Source organism: Bradyrhizobium sp. SZCCHNS1050 (assembly GCF_032484785.1).
In the GTDB taxonomy this organism is placed as follows: domain Bacteria; phylum Pseudomonadota; class Alphaproteobacteria; order Rhizobiales; family Xanthobacteraceae; genus Bradyrhizobium.
This window is the reverse complement of the sequence record NZ_JAUETR010000002.1, coordinates 797600-811757: the sequence shown is the minus strand read 5'-3', so window position 1 is coordinate 811757 and position 14158 is coordinate 797600. Positions and strand designations below refer to the sequence as shown.

Annotated in this window: 16 protein-coding genes; 7 read left to right on the top strand and 9 right to left on the bottom strand. The window is 65.0% G+C overall.

Features of this window, described 5'->3' with window-relative positions:
• Positions 1-25: 25 nt before the first annotated feature.
• Complete coding sequence (locus QX094_RS28170; protein ID WP_315712333.1) at positions 26-1747, bottom strand: type I secretion system permease/ATPase; 1722 nt, start codon at positions 1745-1747, stop codon at positions 26-28.
• Positions 1748-1849: 102 nt separating this feature from the next.
• On the opposite strand from QX094_RS28170, the gene QX094_RS28165 reads away from it, so the two are divergent.
• Positions 1850-3610 carry a 2Fe-2S iron-sulfur cluster-binding protein gene (locus tag QX094_RS28165; protein ID WP_316188394.1) on the top strand — a complete coding sequence of 587 codons (1761 nt, stop codon included), beginning with the start codon at positions 1850-1852 and terminating at the stop codon, positions 3608-3610.
• An 11-nt stretch (positions 3611-3621) separates the two neighbouring features.
• Here the strand turns inward: QX094_RS28165 and QX094_RS28160 are convergent, their stop codons facing one another.
• The 3 genes from QX094_RS28160 to QX094_RS28150 all read right to left on the bottom strand — a co-directional run bounded on the left by QX094_RS28160 (position 3622) and on the right by QX094_RS28150 (position 5502).
• Positions 3622-4968, bottom strand: a complete 1347-nt coding sequence (locus tag QX094_RS28160; protein WP_315712331.1) for an HlyD family type I secretion periplasmic adaptor subunit — start codon at positions 4966-4968, stop codon at positions 3622-3624.
• A 112-nt stretch (positions 4969-5080) separates the two neighbouring features.
• The gene (locus tag QX094_RS28155; RefSeq protein ID WP_315712330.1) at positions 5081-5350 is read right to left on the bottom strand and encodes a DUF6719 family protein; all 270 of its coding nucleotides are present in this window, start codon (positions 5348-5350) and stop codon (positions 5081-5083) included.
• Entirely contained in the window at positions 5350-5502 is a 153-nt protein-coding gene (locus QX094_RS28150; RefSeq protein ID WP_315712328.1) for a hypothetical protein, read from the bottom strand. The genes QX094_RS28155 and QX094_RS28150 overlap by 1 nt, the downstream gene beginning before the upstream one ends.
• A gap of 146 nt (positions 5503-5648) precedes the next feature.
• Between QX094_RS28150 and QX094_RS28145 the strand changes: the two genes are divergently transcribed.
• The 3 genes from QX094_RS28145 to QX094_RS28135 all read left to right on the top strand — a co-directional run bounded on the left by QX094_RS28145 (position 5649) and on the right by QX094_RS28135 (position 8238).
• Complete coding sequence (locus QX094_RS28145) at positions 5649-6929, top strand: ArgE/DapE family deacylase (RefSeq protein WP_315712327.1); 1281 nt, start codon at positions 5649-5651, stop codon at positions 6927-6929.
• A 125-nt stretch (positions 6930-7054) separates the two neighbouring features.
• A complete protein-coding gene (locus QX094_RS28140; RefSeq protein WP_315712326.1) occupies positions 7055-7453 on the top strand; it encodes a PaaI family thioesterase in 399 nt (132 codons plus the stop codon).
• Between the two features lie 128 nt (positions 7454-7581).
• On the top strand, positions 7582-8238 hold the full coding sequence (locus QX094_RS28135) for an N-acetyltransferase family protein (protein WP_409977870.1): 657 nt from the start codon (positions 7582-7584) through the stop codon (positions 8236-8238).
• Between the two features lie 98 nt (positions 8239-8336).
• Here the strand turns inward: QX094_RS28135 and QX094_RS28130 are convergent, their stop codons facing one another.
• The 3 genes from QX094_RS28130 to QX094_RS28120 all read right to left on the bottom strand — a co-directional run bounded on the left by QX094_RS28130 (position 8337) and on the right by QX094_RS28120 (position 10194).
• Positions 8337-8642 (bottom strand): hypothetical protein, encoded by a 306-nt coding sequence (locus tag QX094_RS28130; RefSeq protein WP_172109527.1) that lies wholly within the window; start codon positions 8640-8642, stop codon positions 8337-8339.
• 77 nt (positions 8643-8719) lie between these two features.
• Complete coding sequence (locus tag QX094_RS28125) at positions 8720-9418, bottom strand: DUF2161 domain-containing phosphodiesterase (RefSeq protein ID WP_316173792.1); 699 nt, start codon at positions 9416-9418, stop codon at positions 8720-8722.
• 95 nt (positions 9419-9513) lie between these two features.
• The gene (locus QX094_RS28120) at positions 9514-10194 is read right to left on the bottom strand and encodes an SDR family oxidoreductase (RefSeq protein WP_315749997.1); all 681 of its coding nucleotides are present in this window, start codon (positions 10192-10194) and stop codon (positions 9514-9516) included.
• A 131-nt stretch (positions 10195-10325) separates the two neighbouring features.
• Between QX094_RS28120 and QX094_RS28115 the strand changes: the two genes are divergently transcribed.
• Together QX094_RS28115 and QX094_RS28110 are read left to right on the top strand one after the other, a co-directional pair.
• On the top strand, positions 10326-11024 hold the full coding sequence (locus tag QX094_RS28115) for an SGNH/GDSL hydrolase family protein (protein ID WP_316184904.1): 699 nt from the start codon (positions 10326-10328) through the stop codon (positions 11022-11024).
• 91 nt (positions 11025-11115) lie between these two features.
• Positions 11116-11334 carry a hypothetical protein gene (locus QX094_RS28110; protein ID WP_012044361.1) on the top strand — a complete coding sequence of 73 codons (219 nt, stop codon included), beginning with the start codon at positions 11116-11118 and terminating at the stop codon, positions 11332-11334.
• Between the two features lie 29 nt (positions 11335-11363).
• On the opposite strand, the gene QX094_RS28105 is transcribed toward QX094_RS28110, so the two are convergent.
• Both QX094_RS28105 and QX094_RS28100 read right to left on the bottom strand, forming a co-directional pair.
• On the bottom strand, positions 11364-12107 hold the full coding sequence (locus tag QX094_RS28105) for a tyrosine-protein phosphatase (RefSeq protein ID WP_316184906.1): 744 nt from the start codon (positions 12105-12107) through the stop codon (positions 11364-11366).
• A 259-nt stretch (positions 12108-12366) separates the two neighbouring features.
• Positions 12367-12561, bottom strand: a complete 195-nt coding sequence (locus QX094_RS28100; protein WP_316184907.1) for a DUF2735 domain-containing protein — start codon at positions 12559-12561, stop codon at positions 12367-12369.
• Between the two features lie 543 nt (positions 12562-13104).
• Between QX094_RS28100 and QX094_RS28095 the strand changes: the two genes are divergently transcribed.
• Positions 13105-14139 carry a glutamine synthetase beta-grasp domain-containing protein gene (locus QX094_RS28095; RefSeq protein WP_315712320.1) on the top strand — a complete coding sequence of 345 codons (1035 nt, stop codon included), beginning with the start codon at positions 13105-13107 and terminating at the stop codon, positions 14137-14139.
• The last annotated feature ends 19 nt before the right edge of the window (positions 14140-14158 follow it).

Sequence of the window (14158 nt, the reverse complement as noted above, 5' to 3'; positions counted from 1 at the left end):
GGTGTGAGATCTGCACTGGGTTCGTTCAGGCCGCGGCGCTGGCCGTCGCCCGGTCGTGGGCGACGACGACACGCTGGCCGCGCATCTTGGCGATCACCTCGTCGCGCGGGCCGAATGCCAGCGTCTTGCCGAAGGCCATCACCATGATGCGGTCAACATGCGCCAGAAGCTGCGGGCGGTGCGTGACGACGATCACGGTTCGGCCGGCGGCCTTCGCCTGGGCCATGGCCTGCGCCAGCGCCCGCTCGCCGTCCTCGTCGAGGTTCGAGTTCGGCTCGTCGAGGATCAGGAGCCGCGGATTGCCGTAGAGCGCGCGGGCGAGGCCGACGCGCTGTCGCATGCCGCCGGACAATGCCACGCCGCCTTCACCGATCGGCGTGTCGTAGCCGTTGGGCAGGCGCAGGATCACCTCATGCGCGCCGGCGGCCTTGGCGGCAGCCACAACGGCGGCCTCGTCGACCTTCGCAAGCCGGGCGATGTTGTCGGCGACGGTGCCCGAGAACAGTTCGATGTCCTGCGGCAGGTAGCCGATATGCTTGCCGAGCCGGTTTGGGTCCCATTGGCTGTAGGCGGCGCCGTCGATGCGGATCACGCCTTCGCGCAGCGGCCAGACGCCGGCCATGGCGCGCGCCATGCTCGACTTGCCGCTGGCGGAGGCGCCGACGATCGCGAGACTCTCGCCGGCTCTGAGCGAAAAGCTGACGCCCTTGACCGAGGGGCGGCCGGCCGCCGGCGGCCACACCACGGCGTTCTCGACGTCGATGTCGCCGCGCGGCGTCGGCAGCGCCGTCGGTGCAGCCGTGACCGGCAAGGCCTGGAACAGCTCCTCCAGCCGGCGATAGGCGGAGCGGAATGCGATGATGCGCTTCCACTGCCCGACGACCTGCTCGACCGGGGCCAGCGCGCGGCCCATGATGATCGACGTCGCCATCATCGCGCCGGGCGAGATCTGCTGCTCGATCGCGAGCCAGGCGCCGATGCACAGCAGCGAGGTCTGCACCGCCATGCGCGCGAACTTGGTGACGGAATGCATCGCCGCGCCCCGCTCGACGAGGGTGCTGTGGGCATCGACCATCGCCGACTGCCGGCAGCTCCAGCGGTCCATGACGATGTCGCCCATGCCGAGGCCGCGCACGACCTCGCCATTGCGCAGCGCCGCTGCGACGAAGCGCGAGGCCTCGTTGGCCAGCGCGTTGGTGCGCTCGACGCTGGCGCGCGTGTAGAATTCGGTGAGCAGCGCCAGCGAGAACAGCACGATCGCGCCGAGCAGTGAGAGGATGCCGAGATAGGCATGCTGCAGAAAGCACAGCGCGACGAACACCGGCGTCCACGGCAGATCGCAGGCGATGGCGGCGGTGCCGCTGGAGATGCAGTCGCGGATGGTCTCGGCGTCACGGATGATCTGCTGGCCGAAGCGATGCCGCGGCGACAGCTCCGCCTTCATCATCGTCTCGAACAGCGGGTGGCGCAGCGTGCCTTCGAACTGCACGCCGGCCCGGGCCAAAACGCCGGAACGGGCGAATTCGAGGACGCCATACAGCACCAGGAAGACACCGACGATGAGCGTCAGCATGACCAGCGTGCCGAGATTGCGGCTGGTGAGGACGCGGTCGTAGACCTGCATGGAATAGAGGGGCGAGGCGAGCATGCTCGCATTGATGAAGAGGCTGAGCACGAACGTCGCGGTGAGCGCGGGAAAGCAGGCGCGGAGCGCGGTTCCCAGCGGGCTTCGGGTGGTGCTCGTCATGTCGGATCCCCTTGCGATGGTGCTGGGGAGCTTCGCCCGGGGCACCCGTCGTCGACCGTGACTGACCTCACATAGCTCGAGGCTGATCTGCCGGCGCTTGAGTTGGCCGGTGGCAGCCGCTACCGGATGGTTCAGTCGTGCTCAGATTTCGCAGCTTGCCTGAATCACAGTGAGCTCATGCCTGCCGTAACGTCCCAGAACATCCGGCTCATGTCCGGCCTCGTCCTGTTTGCGTTCGCCGCGACGCATTTTCTCAACCATGCGGTGGGTCTGTTCAGCCTCGAGGCGATGGACGAGGTGCAGGAATGGCGACTGGTCGTCACCCGATCGTGGCCGGGAATGATCGTGCTGTCGGCGGCATTGCTCGCGCATGTCGTGCTGGCGTTCGCCAAGACGGTTCAGCGCGGCACGTGGCGGCTGTCCTCGTGGGAGTTTGTTCAGATCGCCACCGGATTTGCGATCCCGCTGCTGTTGCTGCCGCATGTCATCGAGACCCACATGGCTCATGCGCTGTTCGGCGTTCAGGATGGCTACCTCTATGCGCTGGCGTTGCTGTGGCCCAAGGCGGCCTGGATTCAGACCGCGCTGCTGCTGCTGGTCTGGATCCACGGCTGCGTCGGCCTGCATCATTGGCTGAAATTCCGGAGCTGGTACCGCCTCGTCCAGCCGCTGCTGGTTGTTCTCGCCGTCGCGGTGCCGATGGCGGCGCTGATGGGGTTCGTGGTGTCCGGACGCGCCGTCGCCGCGTTGCTCGGCAATCCCGGCATGGCCGAGCAGATGCGCCAGGTCACCCATTGGCCGAGCGAACTCGACGGGAAGTGGATCGCCCTGCTGCAGGTTTCGGCGCAGATCGCGGTCGTCGCGCTGCTCGTTGCAGGCGTGACGATCATCGCGTTCCGTCACGTCGCGTCGCTCGCGGCGCCGAAGATCGCCATTGCTTTCACGGGTGGTGCGACGGTGCGGGCCGCGGTCGGTCCGACGCTGCTGGAGATCATCGGCAGCAACGATCTTTCGCAGCGGTCCGACTGCGGCGGCCGTGCCCGCTGCGGTCTTTGTCGCGTCCGGGTTGATGAAGGTGCGGAGACGCTGGCACCGCCCGGCCACGCGGAGCGCGTCATGCTCGCCGACTTGGCGGCACCGGCGAATGTGCGCCTGGCCTGCCAGATCCGTCCGGCGGCGCCGCTGACGATCACGCGTCTCCTCGGCGGCGATCAAGCAGAGAGGGCGCCCCTCGTCGACCACCTTCCCGCCGAGCGCCGTGCGGTATGCCTGGTCCACGTCCGCGTCCGTCCGCTTGCGGCCATTGCGCGCGACCGGCTGCCATCCGACCTCGGGTTCATGATGAACGAGATCTTCGGCGCCATTGGCAGGGCGATCGAAGCCCATTCCGGGCGCATCGATCGCTTTCTCGGCAATGGCGTGCTCGCCGTCTTCGGCGAGGAGCAGGGAGCAGAACAAGGCTGCCGCGATGCGCTGCAGGCGGTCGGCGCCATGGACGTGGTCATGGACCGCGTCAACGAAAAGATCGCCGCGGAGATCGGTCGGCCCGTCGAGCTGGCGATTGGTGCTCACCTTGGCGACATCGTTGTCGGGCAACTGACCCTTGGACGCACGTCGCAGGTGACTGTGCTCGGGCTCGGGACGGAGTGGCCGGCGCTTCTGGCTGAATTGGCGGACACCAGAGGTTGGCAGCTCGCGATGTCCGGAGGAGTGGCGACAGCAGCCGGTCTTGCTGATCTGGATGGAGCGATACGTGAGAGGCTTGCCGATCCGGAACAGGGCAGCGAGCTGGACGCCATCGGCGTGCGGCGTGCCCGCGACCTTGCTGTCGTCGCGGGCGCGCCACCGGTGCCGTCGGCATAGGTGTTCTCGGCTCATTTCTCACGGAACGTCTTGGCGAGCGTGTTGAGCAGCGGGCCGACCAGATATTCGAGCACGGTGCGCTCTCCCGTGGAGATGATGACGTCGGCCTGCATGCCCGGCAGGATCTTCTCGGCGATCTCGGGCGGGATGGTCGAATAGTCGATCACGACGCGCGCCGAATAGTAGCTCTGCTTGGTCGCCTCGTCCGACATCGCGTCCGCCGAGACGCTCGAGACCTTGCCGAAGATCGTCGGCGTCGTGCGCGAGGAGAAATTGGAGAAGCGCACCTCGGCCCTCTGGCCGATGGCGACGCTCTCGATGTCGCGCGGCGAGACGTGCGCCATCACGTCGACGCCTTCGCCGACCGGAACGATCTCGGCGAGCGTATCACCGGGCTTCACGACGGCGCCGACGGTGTGGACTTTCATGTTCATGACGATGCCGTCGCGCTCGGCGCGGATGTCGACCCGGCGCAGCACGTCCTCGGCGATGACCAGCTTCTCGCGCAGGTCCGACAGCTTGGCCCGGGTGCCGTCGAGCTGCTGGCCGACTTCGGTCAGATATTTCTGCAGCGTCTGATCGATCTGCAGGCGCGTCTGCGCGGCCGTCTGCGTCAGCCGCGCGACGTCGGCCTGCGCCTGGCCGAGATCGCCTTCGACGCGGGCGCGCTCGCGTTCCAGCTCGAGGAACTTGTTGCGCGGATAATAGCCTGCGGCGACCGCCGGGCGCACATTGTTCATCTGCGTCTCGAAGCTCGCGAGCTGCGCGGAGAGCGCGGCGCGCTGGCGGTCACGGCCGGCGAACTCCTGCTGCTGCTGGGCGATCTGCGAGTTGAGGATGTTGATCTGGCTGATCAGGCCATTGCGGCGCTCGACGAACAGCCGCTGCTGGTCGGCGATGGCAAGCGCCGCCTCCGGCACGTTCTGGCGGTTGAGCAACGTGTCGGGAAACGTGATCATCCGCGCATTGCCGCGCTCGGCGAGCAGGCGCGCCTCCTCGGCCAGCGACGCGTCCATCTGCTTGCGAAGGAGGTCGGTGTTGGCCTGGGCCTCGGTCGGCTGCAGCCGAAACAGCAGGTCGCCGCGATGCACGGCGTGAGTTTCCTTGGCCAGGATCTCCCTGATGATTCCGCCCTCACGGTGCTGAACCACCTTGTGATCGCCGGAGACGGACACGGTGCCCGGTGCGATCGCCGCGCGATCGAGCGGCGCATAGGCCGCCCACACGCCGAAGCCGCCGAACACCAGCGCGATCGACAGATAGCCGAGCAGGGCGTAACGGCTGAAATCGGCCTTGACCGGCTGCGGCCGGTCGGCCGCTTCGAAGAAGCCGTGATCCTGCACCGCTGACATCGACATGCTGCGTCCCCGCTTGTCCACGGGCAGGAGCATCGTCGATGCGCGGCTGTGGGACTGTGCGGAAGGTCACGCGCCGGAGGTCGGCGGCGAGAGCCGCATCGAACGAGGTCAGCTACTTCTTCTTCGGCCCGAAGCGCGGCACGCATTTCGTGGTGCGGACAATACCGGTTTCAGCCATCTTGGAGCCGGAGACCTCCTTCACCTGGCCGGCGGGGCAGGTGCCGTCATCGACCAGCACCCGCTGGCCGAGCCGGAGATCGGTGATGTCCTGCTCGCGCCCGACATATTGCGCCTGCGCGGGTGCGGCAACCAAAAGCAGGACACCGAGGACGCCGAGAGGGCGCGCTGCGACATTCGCGAACGAGGAGATTTGAGAACGCATCACTTTCCTTCGATCTTCAGTCCGTTTGGCCCGATATTGATCTGGACACCCTCCGGCTGCTTCTTGGCCTGATAGAAATTGTAGCCGAGCACGATGATCGCCGCGCTGAGAATGCCGAGGAGGAAATAAAGGATATTGCGGTGATCCGACATGTTAAATTCCAAAGTATGTTGCGGCCATTTTCGTATGCGCGAATGTACGGGCGGCCTTGCGATTCTGAAAGCAGCGGCGAATCCGGTGCAACTCTGCATGAGATTGTGATTTGCTGCAGTCATCGGCAATTGGAACCTCGACAGGCATGATCACCCAGGACATTACGCAGCGCATCGTCGACGCCGTCGATGCCGACTTCGACCGGCAGCTTGCGACCACGAGCGACTTCGTCGCCATCCCCTCGACCCGCGGCGCCGAAGGGCCGTGCCAGGACATGTTCAGCGATCTCCTGCGCGCGCGCGGCTACGAGGTCGACGACTGGCACATCGATCTCGACGATCTCAAGGAGATGCGCGGCTACGGCCCGATCGAGCACGACTTCTCGAGAGCACGCAGCGTGGTCGGAACCTACCGGCCGGCGACGTCGGCCGGGCGATCGCTGATCCTGCAGGGCCATTGCGACGTGGTGCCGGCCGGTCCGCTCGACATGTGGGAGACGCCGCCGTTCTCGCCGGTGATCCGCGACGGTCGGATGTATGGCCGCGGCGCCTGCGACATGAAGTCCGGTACCATCGGCGCGCTCTATGCGCTCGATGCCATCAAGGCTGCCGGCTTCAAGCCGACGGCGCGAATTCACATCCAATCCGTCATCGAGGAGGAGAGCACCGGCGTCGGCGCGCTGTCGACCCTGCAGCGCGGCTACCGCGCGGATGCCTGCTTCATCCCGGAGCCGACCAGCGGCAAGATGGTGCGTTCTCAGGTGGGCGTGATCTGGTTCCGCCTGAAAGTGCGCGGCTTCCCGGCGCATGTGTTCGAGGCCGGCGTCGGCGCCAATGCGATCCAGGCGAGCTATCATCTGATCCATGCGCTGGAGAAGCTCGAGGCGGACTGGAACGAGCGCGCCAAGAGCGATCGTCATTTCAGGACGCTCACGCATCCGATCAACTTCAATCCGGGCATCATCAAAGGCGGCGACTGGGCCTCGAGCGTGCCGGCCTGGTGCGACGTCGATTGCCGCATCGCCATCCTGCCGGGCTGGTCGGTCAAGGACTGCCAGAACGAGATCCTCGCCTGCGTCGCCGCGGCTTCGCGTGATCATCGTTTTCTCTCCAACAATCCGCCGGTCGTCGAGTGGTCGGGCTTCCTGTCCGAAGGCTACGAGTTGACCAATTCGGCCGAGCCGGAGGCGGCGTTCGGCAAGGCCTTCACCGCCGTCTACGGCGGCGAGGTCCAGGATCTCGTCTTCACGGCGCTCACGGATACCCGCTTCTACGGGCTCAACTACAACATCCCCAGCCTCTGCTTCGGCGCGACCGGCGCCGCCATGCACGGCTTCAACGAATATGTCGAGCTCGACTCGCTGCGCCAGGTGACCAAGACCATGGCGCTGTTCATCGCGGAGTGGTGCGGGATCGAGAAGGTCTGAGCGGCGGCACGATCGGACCGAAGCAATGACCTCTCAGGTCATTGCTTCGGGTTCGAAGCCCGGCGCATCCAGATGCGGCGCTGACCCGCGAAGACGGGTCGTCCGATCAACGGGGGAGGGAAGGCATGACGCCACTCGACAAGATCAATGCGATGAAGATGCCGTTCGCGGAATTGAAGGGTGTGACCTTCACCGAGGCCAGCGCCGATCGCGTCGTGGCGCAAATGCAGGTGCGGCCGGATCTCTGCACTCTGCATCACACCATCCATGGCGGCGCCGTCATGGCGCTGGCGGATTCGGTCGGCGCGGCCGCAACCGTGATCAACCTGCCGCAGGACGCCAAGGGCACCACGACGATCGAGAGCAAGACCAACTTCATCGGCGGCGCCAAGGAGGGGACGGTGGTGACGGCAACCGCCACGCCCGTGCATCGCGGCCGCCGCACCCAGGTGTGGCAAACCCGGATCGAGACCGACGACGGCAGGCTGGTCGCACTCGTGACCCAGACTCAGCTCGTGCTGTGATGATTCGTACACAAACGAATCGTTAACTCACGCGATCCTTGCATGGCCGCATGTTCTCTCCGTAGAGCGCGGGGCTTGCAATGAATGTTGCGATGCACAATATAGCTCCTGTCTAGGGAAAGACGTCTGTGTGCGAGGGCTCTCGAGAGGAGTCTCAGGCAGTGTCACAGGTAGATACTTTTCGTCCCCGGCCGGGCTTCGGCTATGTGCGGACCCTCAGCCAGCACGAAGAACTGCCGTTGCTGCGCGATCATCTGTTGCGGCTCGATGCGGAAAGCCGGCACGATCGATTCAACGGCTTCCTCGATGACAGTTTCATCGAACGCTATGCGGCCCGCTGTGCGGCCGATGGCACAATCGTCGTCGCCTACATGGAAAATGGCATGGTGCGCGGGGCCGCCGAGTTGCATCCGCCGGAGCAGTCCGAGGACGGGCTTCCGGAGATTGCGTTCAGCGTGGAGGCTTGCGTGCGTCGCCGCGGGGTCGGCAGCCTGCTGTTCCAGCGGGTGATCTCGGAGGCGCGCTGGAAGGGCTATCGCAAGCTCCGCGTCACGACGGGATCGCAGAACCATGCGATGCGGGCGCTGGCGGCCAAATTCGGCGCGCATCTGGCGTTCCGTCATGGCGAATCGACCGGCACGATCGATCTGACCGAGCAGCCCCAGGATGAGCTGGCGAAGCTCGTGATCGATGCGCCGATCGCGGCAGCGCGCGCGTTCTTCACCCTCAACCGGGCCTGCTGGAAGCTCGTGACCCGGATGTACGGCGACAAGCGCGCCGCCTGAGCCGAGCCGTTTGCTGCGACGACAAAGGCGCGACAGCGATCACCGCTGCCGCGCCTTTTCGTTTGACTGCATTACCGATGCGCCCCGGAGGGCGGCGTTCAGGTGCCGGTGCGCTTGTCGAAATTGAAGCGGCGCACGGTGCGGCGTTCGACCACGACGGCACGCTGCTGCGTGCCCTGGTCGGCCGTGATGACGCGCGTGTTGGTGCGCGCGGCAACGCGGACTGCCTTCTTCACCTCGGGAAGCACCTGCTCGAGCGGCAGACCCATCAGCGCCGACGCGATCTCGGCCTGAGCCTGCACATCGTCGGTGATGCCTGACGCAGCGAAGATCGCTTCTTCCAGTGTCGGGGGATCACGCCTGACGCGACGCGGACCGTACTTGGTGTTCCAATCTTCGCTCATGGGGGCCTCGTGAATCGTCCGGGATACCTAGAAGCAGGATTGTTGCATTGCAATATATATTCCGCGGGGCAGCCCAGCTATGCGTTCACCATGTCGCGATTGGGCAACGCTGCCTGCGTCATGTGGATATCCTGGGGCCAGCGGCGCAAGGCCGCGAGCCCGGCTTTCGTGAGGACATAGACGCCGCGCTCGGCGCGGTCGAACCAACCATAGACGTTACGCTGCAAGATCTTCGGCGCATCCGGAATGTCCGCTCGGAGGTCGCGGACGCGTTTCGGCCCGCCCGACAGCGCCGAGGCGCAGGCCAGCGCCTGCTGCCGATAGGCCGTCATGATGGGAGCCCGGGTCGAGCCGCCAGCGACGGGGTCGCCCTTGCGCCGCTGATGCTCGATCACGAGACGCGAACGTTTCTTGGGGTTCTTGCGCGGCGCCGTGGTGGGCGGCTGCACCAGCACTTCGATGTGTCCGGCTGAGGTCACGGCCAGCATGCCGAAGCCGAGCCGGCGGCACAGATTGCGGTAGCGGGAGTCGCTTTCGCGGCCCTTGCCGCGTGCCGACAGGTTCGCCGCAACCCACACCTCGTCACAGGCACCGGCCCGATCGACTGCCTGCAGCAGCAGTTCCAGGTTGAAGACCTGCTTCAGCTCGCAGACGACGACCACCGGCGGGTCGTCGCCCTTGAGCGCCACCACGTCGCAACCGCCGATTTCCCCTTTGACCGAGAAGCCGAGGTTTTCGAGGAAGCGTTTGACGGGAAGGTAGAGCGCGGTTTCCAAGGGGCCGTCCGATGTGTGCGACTCAGAGCGCGCGCGAGTCTAGCCCGCCGAGTCCGGTGATGTCAGCGCCAAGTCGGGGTGAACGGCTGGCTTCGCTACACCCGGCCGACAACCGGTAGCAGCGCGCCGGTCACGCCGCTCGCGGCGTCGCTGGCTAGAAACAGAATAACCTCCGCGAGTTCCTGCGGCGTCACCCATTTGTCGAAATCGGCCTTGGGCATGCTGGCGCGGTTGGCCGGCGTATCGATCGTCGACGGCAGGACGGCGTTGACGGTGATCTTGCCCTTCCATTCGGCCGCGAGTGCTTCCGTCAGGCGATGCACTCCCGACTTGGAGGCCGCATAGGGGCCCATGCCGGCACTGGCCTGGAGCGCGCCCATGGCGCCGATGTTGACGATGCGGCCCGTGCTGGAGCGGACGAGATGCGGAATCGCCGCGCGCGATGCGTGCAGCGCGGTCATCAGGTTTCGCGCATGCATCGTCTCCCAGACGGAATCGTCGCCGTCGGCAGTCGTCTCGAACGCGAACGCGCCGGCGATGTTGATCAGCGCATCCAGAGTGCCGAAGTGGGCGGCGACGGAGTCGATCGCGACCTTTGCCTGCTCGGGGTCGGAGAGATCGACGCCTCCGAGCTCGATGCGGTCGTCACTCGCCGGGATTTCGGCCTGGGCATGATCGATCCCGGCCACATGCGCGCCCCGTGCGAGCGCGAGATCGGCCACGCTGCGTCCGAGCGCCCCTTGCGCACCCGTAATGACAATCACTGCTCCGTTCATTCCGTCCCTGGTCTCCGTTGACGCGCCCCACAGCGCCGCTCGTTATACTATGGCCCTGCCGATGAGTTGCAATGGCCGGGCGGCCAGGGCATGCAATTGCAATCAGAAAGCGTGGTTCGTCAGAGGTGACCATGACCGCGACAGGCTCTCTCGAATTTCCCGACGTTTCCACCGGTTTTCCTCGTCCGATCAGACGGTTCAGGGAGAGTCTGGATGCGCAGCGCAAGACCCGGATCGTGGCGCTTGGCTCATCTTCCACCGCCGGCACCAACGGAATTGTCGCTTTTCCGGCCCGGATCGAGCAGTCGCTGCGCAAGACCAATTTCGGCTGCCTGATCGACGTCCTCAATCGGGGTGTGGGCGGACAGGAATCCCCGGAGGAGCTCTCGCGTTTCGAATGCGACGTGATTGCGGAGCAGCCCTCGCTCGTCATCTGGCAGGTCGGCACCAACGCCGCCTACAGGCCCGAGGTCTACAGTCCCGATGACGTCGAGGCGGCGCTGCGCGTCGGCCTTCGATGGCTGGCGGGGCTGGCCATCGATGCCATCGTGATGGACCTGCAATATACGGCTGCCATCGTGACGGTGCCCAGCAGGCTGGCGCGTGCCGAGGACATTCAGCGGCGCATCGAGAAGGTCACGTCTGCGGCCGACGTCAATGTCTTCAGGCGCTGGAATCTGATGAAGAGCTGGCATGAGGCCGGCCAGATTCCGTTGTCGGCGCTCGACGACGGGCACGGCGACCGCTTGCATGTGAGCGAAGCCGCCACTGCGAAGATCAGCGACGTTTTGGCCAGCGCCATCATGGCGGCACCGGTCGCGCTGGCCTGATCGATAAAATTAGCCGGACTTTCGTAAGTGGATTGCCAGCGCGGCCCGCTAGCCTGTCGCTATGCCGCTTGAGGGGCGTTGGAGCTTTGACATGATGAGACATCTGCCGGACCATGGTTTGCCGCTGGTGCAACTGAAGGAGCAGCGGCGGGATCTGGTGGTCGCCTTGCAGAACCGTGCAGGTCCGGTGACCGGCTGGGAATTGATGCAGATCGCGGCGGTTCAACAGGCGATTTCCGCATTCGAGGAGGTGATTGCCGATCTCGACGCGATGGAAGCCGCCGAGACAGCCGATATCGAAGCGGCCTGATCGCTCAAGCGTATTCGGGCCGCCCAGGCTCACAGCGTGAGATAGCGCTCCTGTAGCGTCTTCCGTGCCGCGCCGTCGATGCCGAGACCGTCGCGCAGGTAGGTGTCGACGTCGCCGAAATCATCACGCATGGCGTTGAACGCAGCTGCCAGGAACGAGGCCTGGACTGTCCCGATCGTCTGGACGACATCAGCGGGAAGATCCGGGTGAGCTGCAGTCTCGCGACGATAGAGCTGGTTCGTGAGCAGGTAATCTTCCAAGATGGCGTCATCCGGAACCTCGAGCGCGTGCAAGACCAGCGCGCAGGCCACACCGGTGCGATCCTTGCCGGCCGTGCAATGGATCACCAACGGGGCGTCCTCATTGAGAACATGCTGGAATAGCGCGCGGAAGCGCGGCGTGTAGCTGCGGACGTAGTTGCGGTAGGACTCGCGCATCAGCTCCAAGGCATGGTCGGTTGTGAGCTGTCCTCGTGTCGCCAGAGCCCGCAGCGCCGGCACCACGCTCGGCTCGATCGGCACGGAATGCACGGTGATCTCGGCGATGGTGCAGAGACCGGCAGCGCGCTCGTTGCGACCGCGGAAATCGAACGCCGTCCGAACGCCAAGCTCCCGCAGGACCGCGACGTCGGGCTCGGTCAGCTGTCCGAGATGGTTCGACCGAAACAGCTGCCGCCATCGCACGTGCCGGCCGTCCCTGCTGGGATATCCGCCGAGATCTCTGAAATTGCTGGCACCGTGAAGGCCGAGATGGCGGAGCGGATGGGCAGACATCAACCCATTCTAGGGGATGCGGGCTTCGATGTGAAACGCCGTTTCATCGACGCGACGCGTATGCGTAGCCTTCGACAGGATAGGGAAGACCATGAAACGGGTCACGACGGCGGCCTGTTTGACCCTGGCACGTCGAGCCCGCCGGCGGCCGTCAGCAGCGGCGAGAGACATGCAGACAGCGGCGCAAGAAAAAAGGGCCGGAACCTTGTCGGTCCGACCCTTCAGCAAAGGCGTGCTGGCGTCACGGTACAGTCTGACATCAGCGGTCCCACACCGGCTTGGCTTCCTGGATCGCCTCGTCATGATACCAGCTCGCGCTGTAGATCGTCGGCTGGATCGACGGCGCGATCGGCCGCTCAGGCGACGATCCGGACTGGCGAGGTGTAAGACCCGCTCGCCCTCCGCGCGGAAATTGGTAGATCCTTGCGGATCCCTCGTCCACATTGGTGCCCATTCCTCATTCTCCTTCCGTCGGCCACACATCAGGTTGCGCCCGACTCGTTCCGTTGTGGTTACCAGCGCCGATATCAGTGCTGCCCGGAGGGAATGCAACATGATCAAAACGAAATCACATGTTGCGCGTTTTGCAGGCATTGCTGCATGTGCTCCCCCAGCAGCAATGTTCATCTGACCAACACTTGGGCTGGACCAAAGGTTGCGGACAGAGGTCCAACTCTTTTCGAAAATGTCCCGGAACTGCTGACGGCTTGTTCGGCCTCTCTTGCGCGTCGCCGCAAATGCCAAGGAATCAAGCGGGTTTTCGACAAGCTCTCCTCTCCGCCATGCGCTCCGTGCAATCCCGGTCGCGCTGCTTTGCCGCACCCCTGACGTGCAGAACCGGTCGCCAGCTCCGCCCCGATGGGTCTTCGTCCATGCGACGGGACGTCGCGGGACTTGGCACATTCCATGCTTAAGAGTGCGCTGGCCGATCGTGGCCGGGTAAGCGGGGAGCCTTCGATTGCTGGGCTCCCACCTTTCGATAAGACAGAGAGGCTCAATGACGAAATACAAGCTCGAGTACATCTGGCTCGACGGCTACAAGCCGGTGCCGAATTTGCGCGGCAAGACACAGATCAAGGAATTTTCCTCTTTTCCGACCCTGGAACAGCTGCCTCTTTGGGGCTTCGACGGCTCGTCGACGATGCAGGCCGAAGGCCATAGCTCCGACTGCGTGTTGAAGCCGGTCGCCGTGTATCCCGACGCCGCCCGCACCAACGGTGTGCTGGTGATGTGCGAAGTGATGATGCCGGACGGCAAGACCCCGCATCCGTCGAACGCCCGCGCCACCATCCTTGACGATCCAGACGCGTGGTTCGGCTTCGAGCAGGAGTACTTCTTCTACAAGGACGGCCGTCCGCTCGGGTTCCCGGAATACGGCTATCCGGCGCCGCAGGGCCCGTACTACACGGGCGTCGGCTTCAAGAACGTCGGCGACGTCGCCCGCAAGATCGTCGAAGAGCATCTCGACCTCTGCCTCGCGGCCGGCATCAACCACGAAGGCATCAACGCCGAGGTGGCGAAGGGCCAGTGGGAATTCCAGGTGTTCGGCAAGGGCTCGCGCACGGCTGCTGACCAGATGTGGATGGCCCGCTACCTGATGCTGCGCCTGACCGAAAAGTACGGCATCGACATCGAGTTCCACTGCAAGCCGCTCGGCGACACCGACTGGAACGGCTCGGGCATGCACTGCAACTTCTCGACCAAGTACATGCGCGAAGTCGGCGGCAAGGAGTATTTCGAGAAGCTGATGGACGCCTTCAAGGAAGCTCGCGCCGACCACATCGCGGTGTACGGTCCGGACAACCACATGCGCCTGACCGGCAAGCACGAGACCGCCTCGATCGACACCTTCAGCTGGGGTGTGGCCGACCGCGGCGCCTCGATTCGCGTGCCGCATTCCTTCGTGAACAACGCCTATAAGGGCTATCTGGAGGACCGCCGTCCGAACTCCCAGGGCGACCCCTACCAGATCGCGTCTCAGGTCCTGAAGACGATCGCGATGGTTCCGACCGGCGCGAAAGCCGCAGCCTAAGACGCCGACCACAATACCC

What these genes read in the sequence shown, in the direction of transcription:
- QX094_RS28170 (WP_315712333.1), bottom strand. Translation starts at nt 1,747, where the DNA reads ATGACGAGCACCACCCGAAGCCCGCTGGGAACCGCGCTCCGCGCCTGC.
- QX094_RS28160 (WP_315712331.1), bottom strand. Translation starts at nt 4,968, where the DNA reads ATGTCGATGTCAGCGGTGCAGGATCACGGCTTCTTCGAAGCGGCCGAC.
- QX094_RS28155 (WP_315712330.1), bottom strand. Translation starts at nt 5,350, where the DNA reads ATGCGTTCTCAAATCTCCTCGTTCGCGAATGTCGCAGCGCGCCCTCTC.
- QX094_RS28150 (WP_315712328.1), bottom strand. Translation starts at nt 5,502, where the DNA reads ATGTCGGATCACCGCAATATCCTTTATTTCCTCCTCGGCATTCTCAGC.
- QX094_RS28145 (WP_315712327.1), top strand. Translation starts at nt 5,649, where the DNA reads ATGATCACCCAGGACATTACGCAGCGCATCGTCGACGCCGTCGATGCC.
- QX094_RS28140 (WP_315712326.1), top strand. Translation starts at nt 7,055, where the DNA reads ATGACGCCACTCGACAAGATCAATGCGATGAAGATGCCGTTCGCGGAA.
- QX094_RS28130 (WP_172109527.1), bottom strand. Translation starts at nt 8,642, where the DNA reads ATGAGCGAAGATTGGAACACCAAGTACGGTCCGCGTCGCGTCAGGCGT.
- QX094_RS28120 (WP_315749997.1), bottom strand. Translation starts at nt 10,194, where the DNA reads ATGAACGGAGCAGTGATTGTCATTACGGGTGCGCAAGGGGCGCTCGGA.
- QX094_RS28115 (WP_316184904.1), top strand. Translation starts at nt 10,326, where the DNA reads ATGACCGCGACAGGCTCTCTCGAATTTCCCGACGTTTCCACCGGTTTT.
- QX094_RS28110 (WP_012044361.1), top strand. Translation starts at nt 11,116, where the DNA reads ATGATGAGACATCTGCCGGACCATGGTTTGCCGCTGGTGCAACTGAAG.
- QX094_RS28105 (WP_316184906.1), bottom strand. Translation starts at nt 12,107, where the DNA reads ATGTCTGCCCATCCGCTCCGCCATCTCGGCCTTCACGGTGCCAGCAAT.
- QX094_RS28100 (WP_316184907.1), bottom strand. Translation starts at nt 12,561, where the DNA reads ATGGGCACCAATGTGGACGAGGGATCCGCAAGGATCTACCAATTTCCG.
- QX094_RS28095 (WP_315712320.1), top strand. Translation starts at nt 13,105, where the DNA reads ATGACGAAATACAAGCTCGAGTACATCTGGCTCGACGGCTACAAGCCG.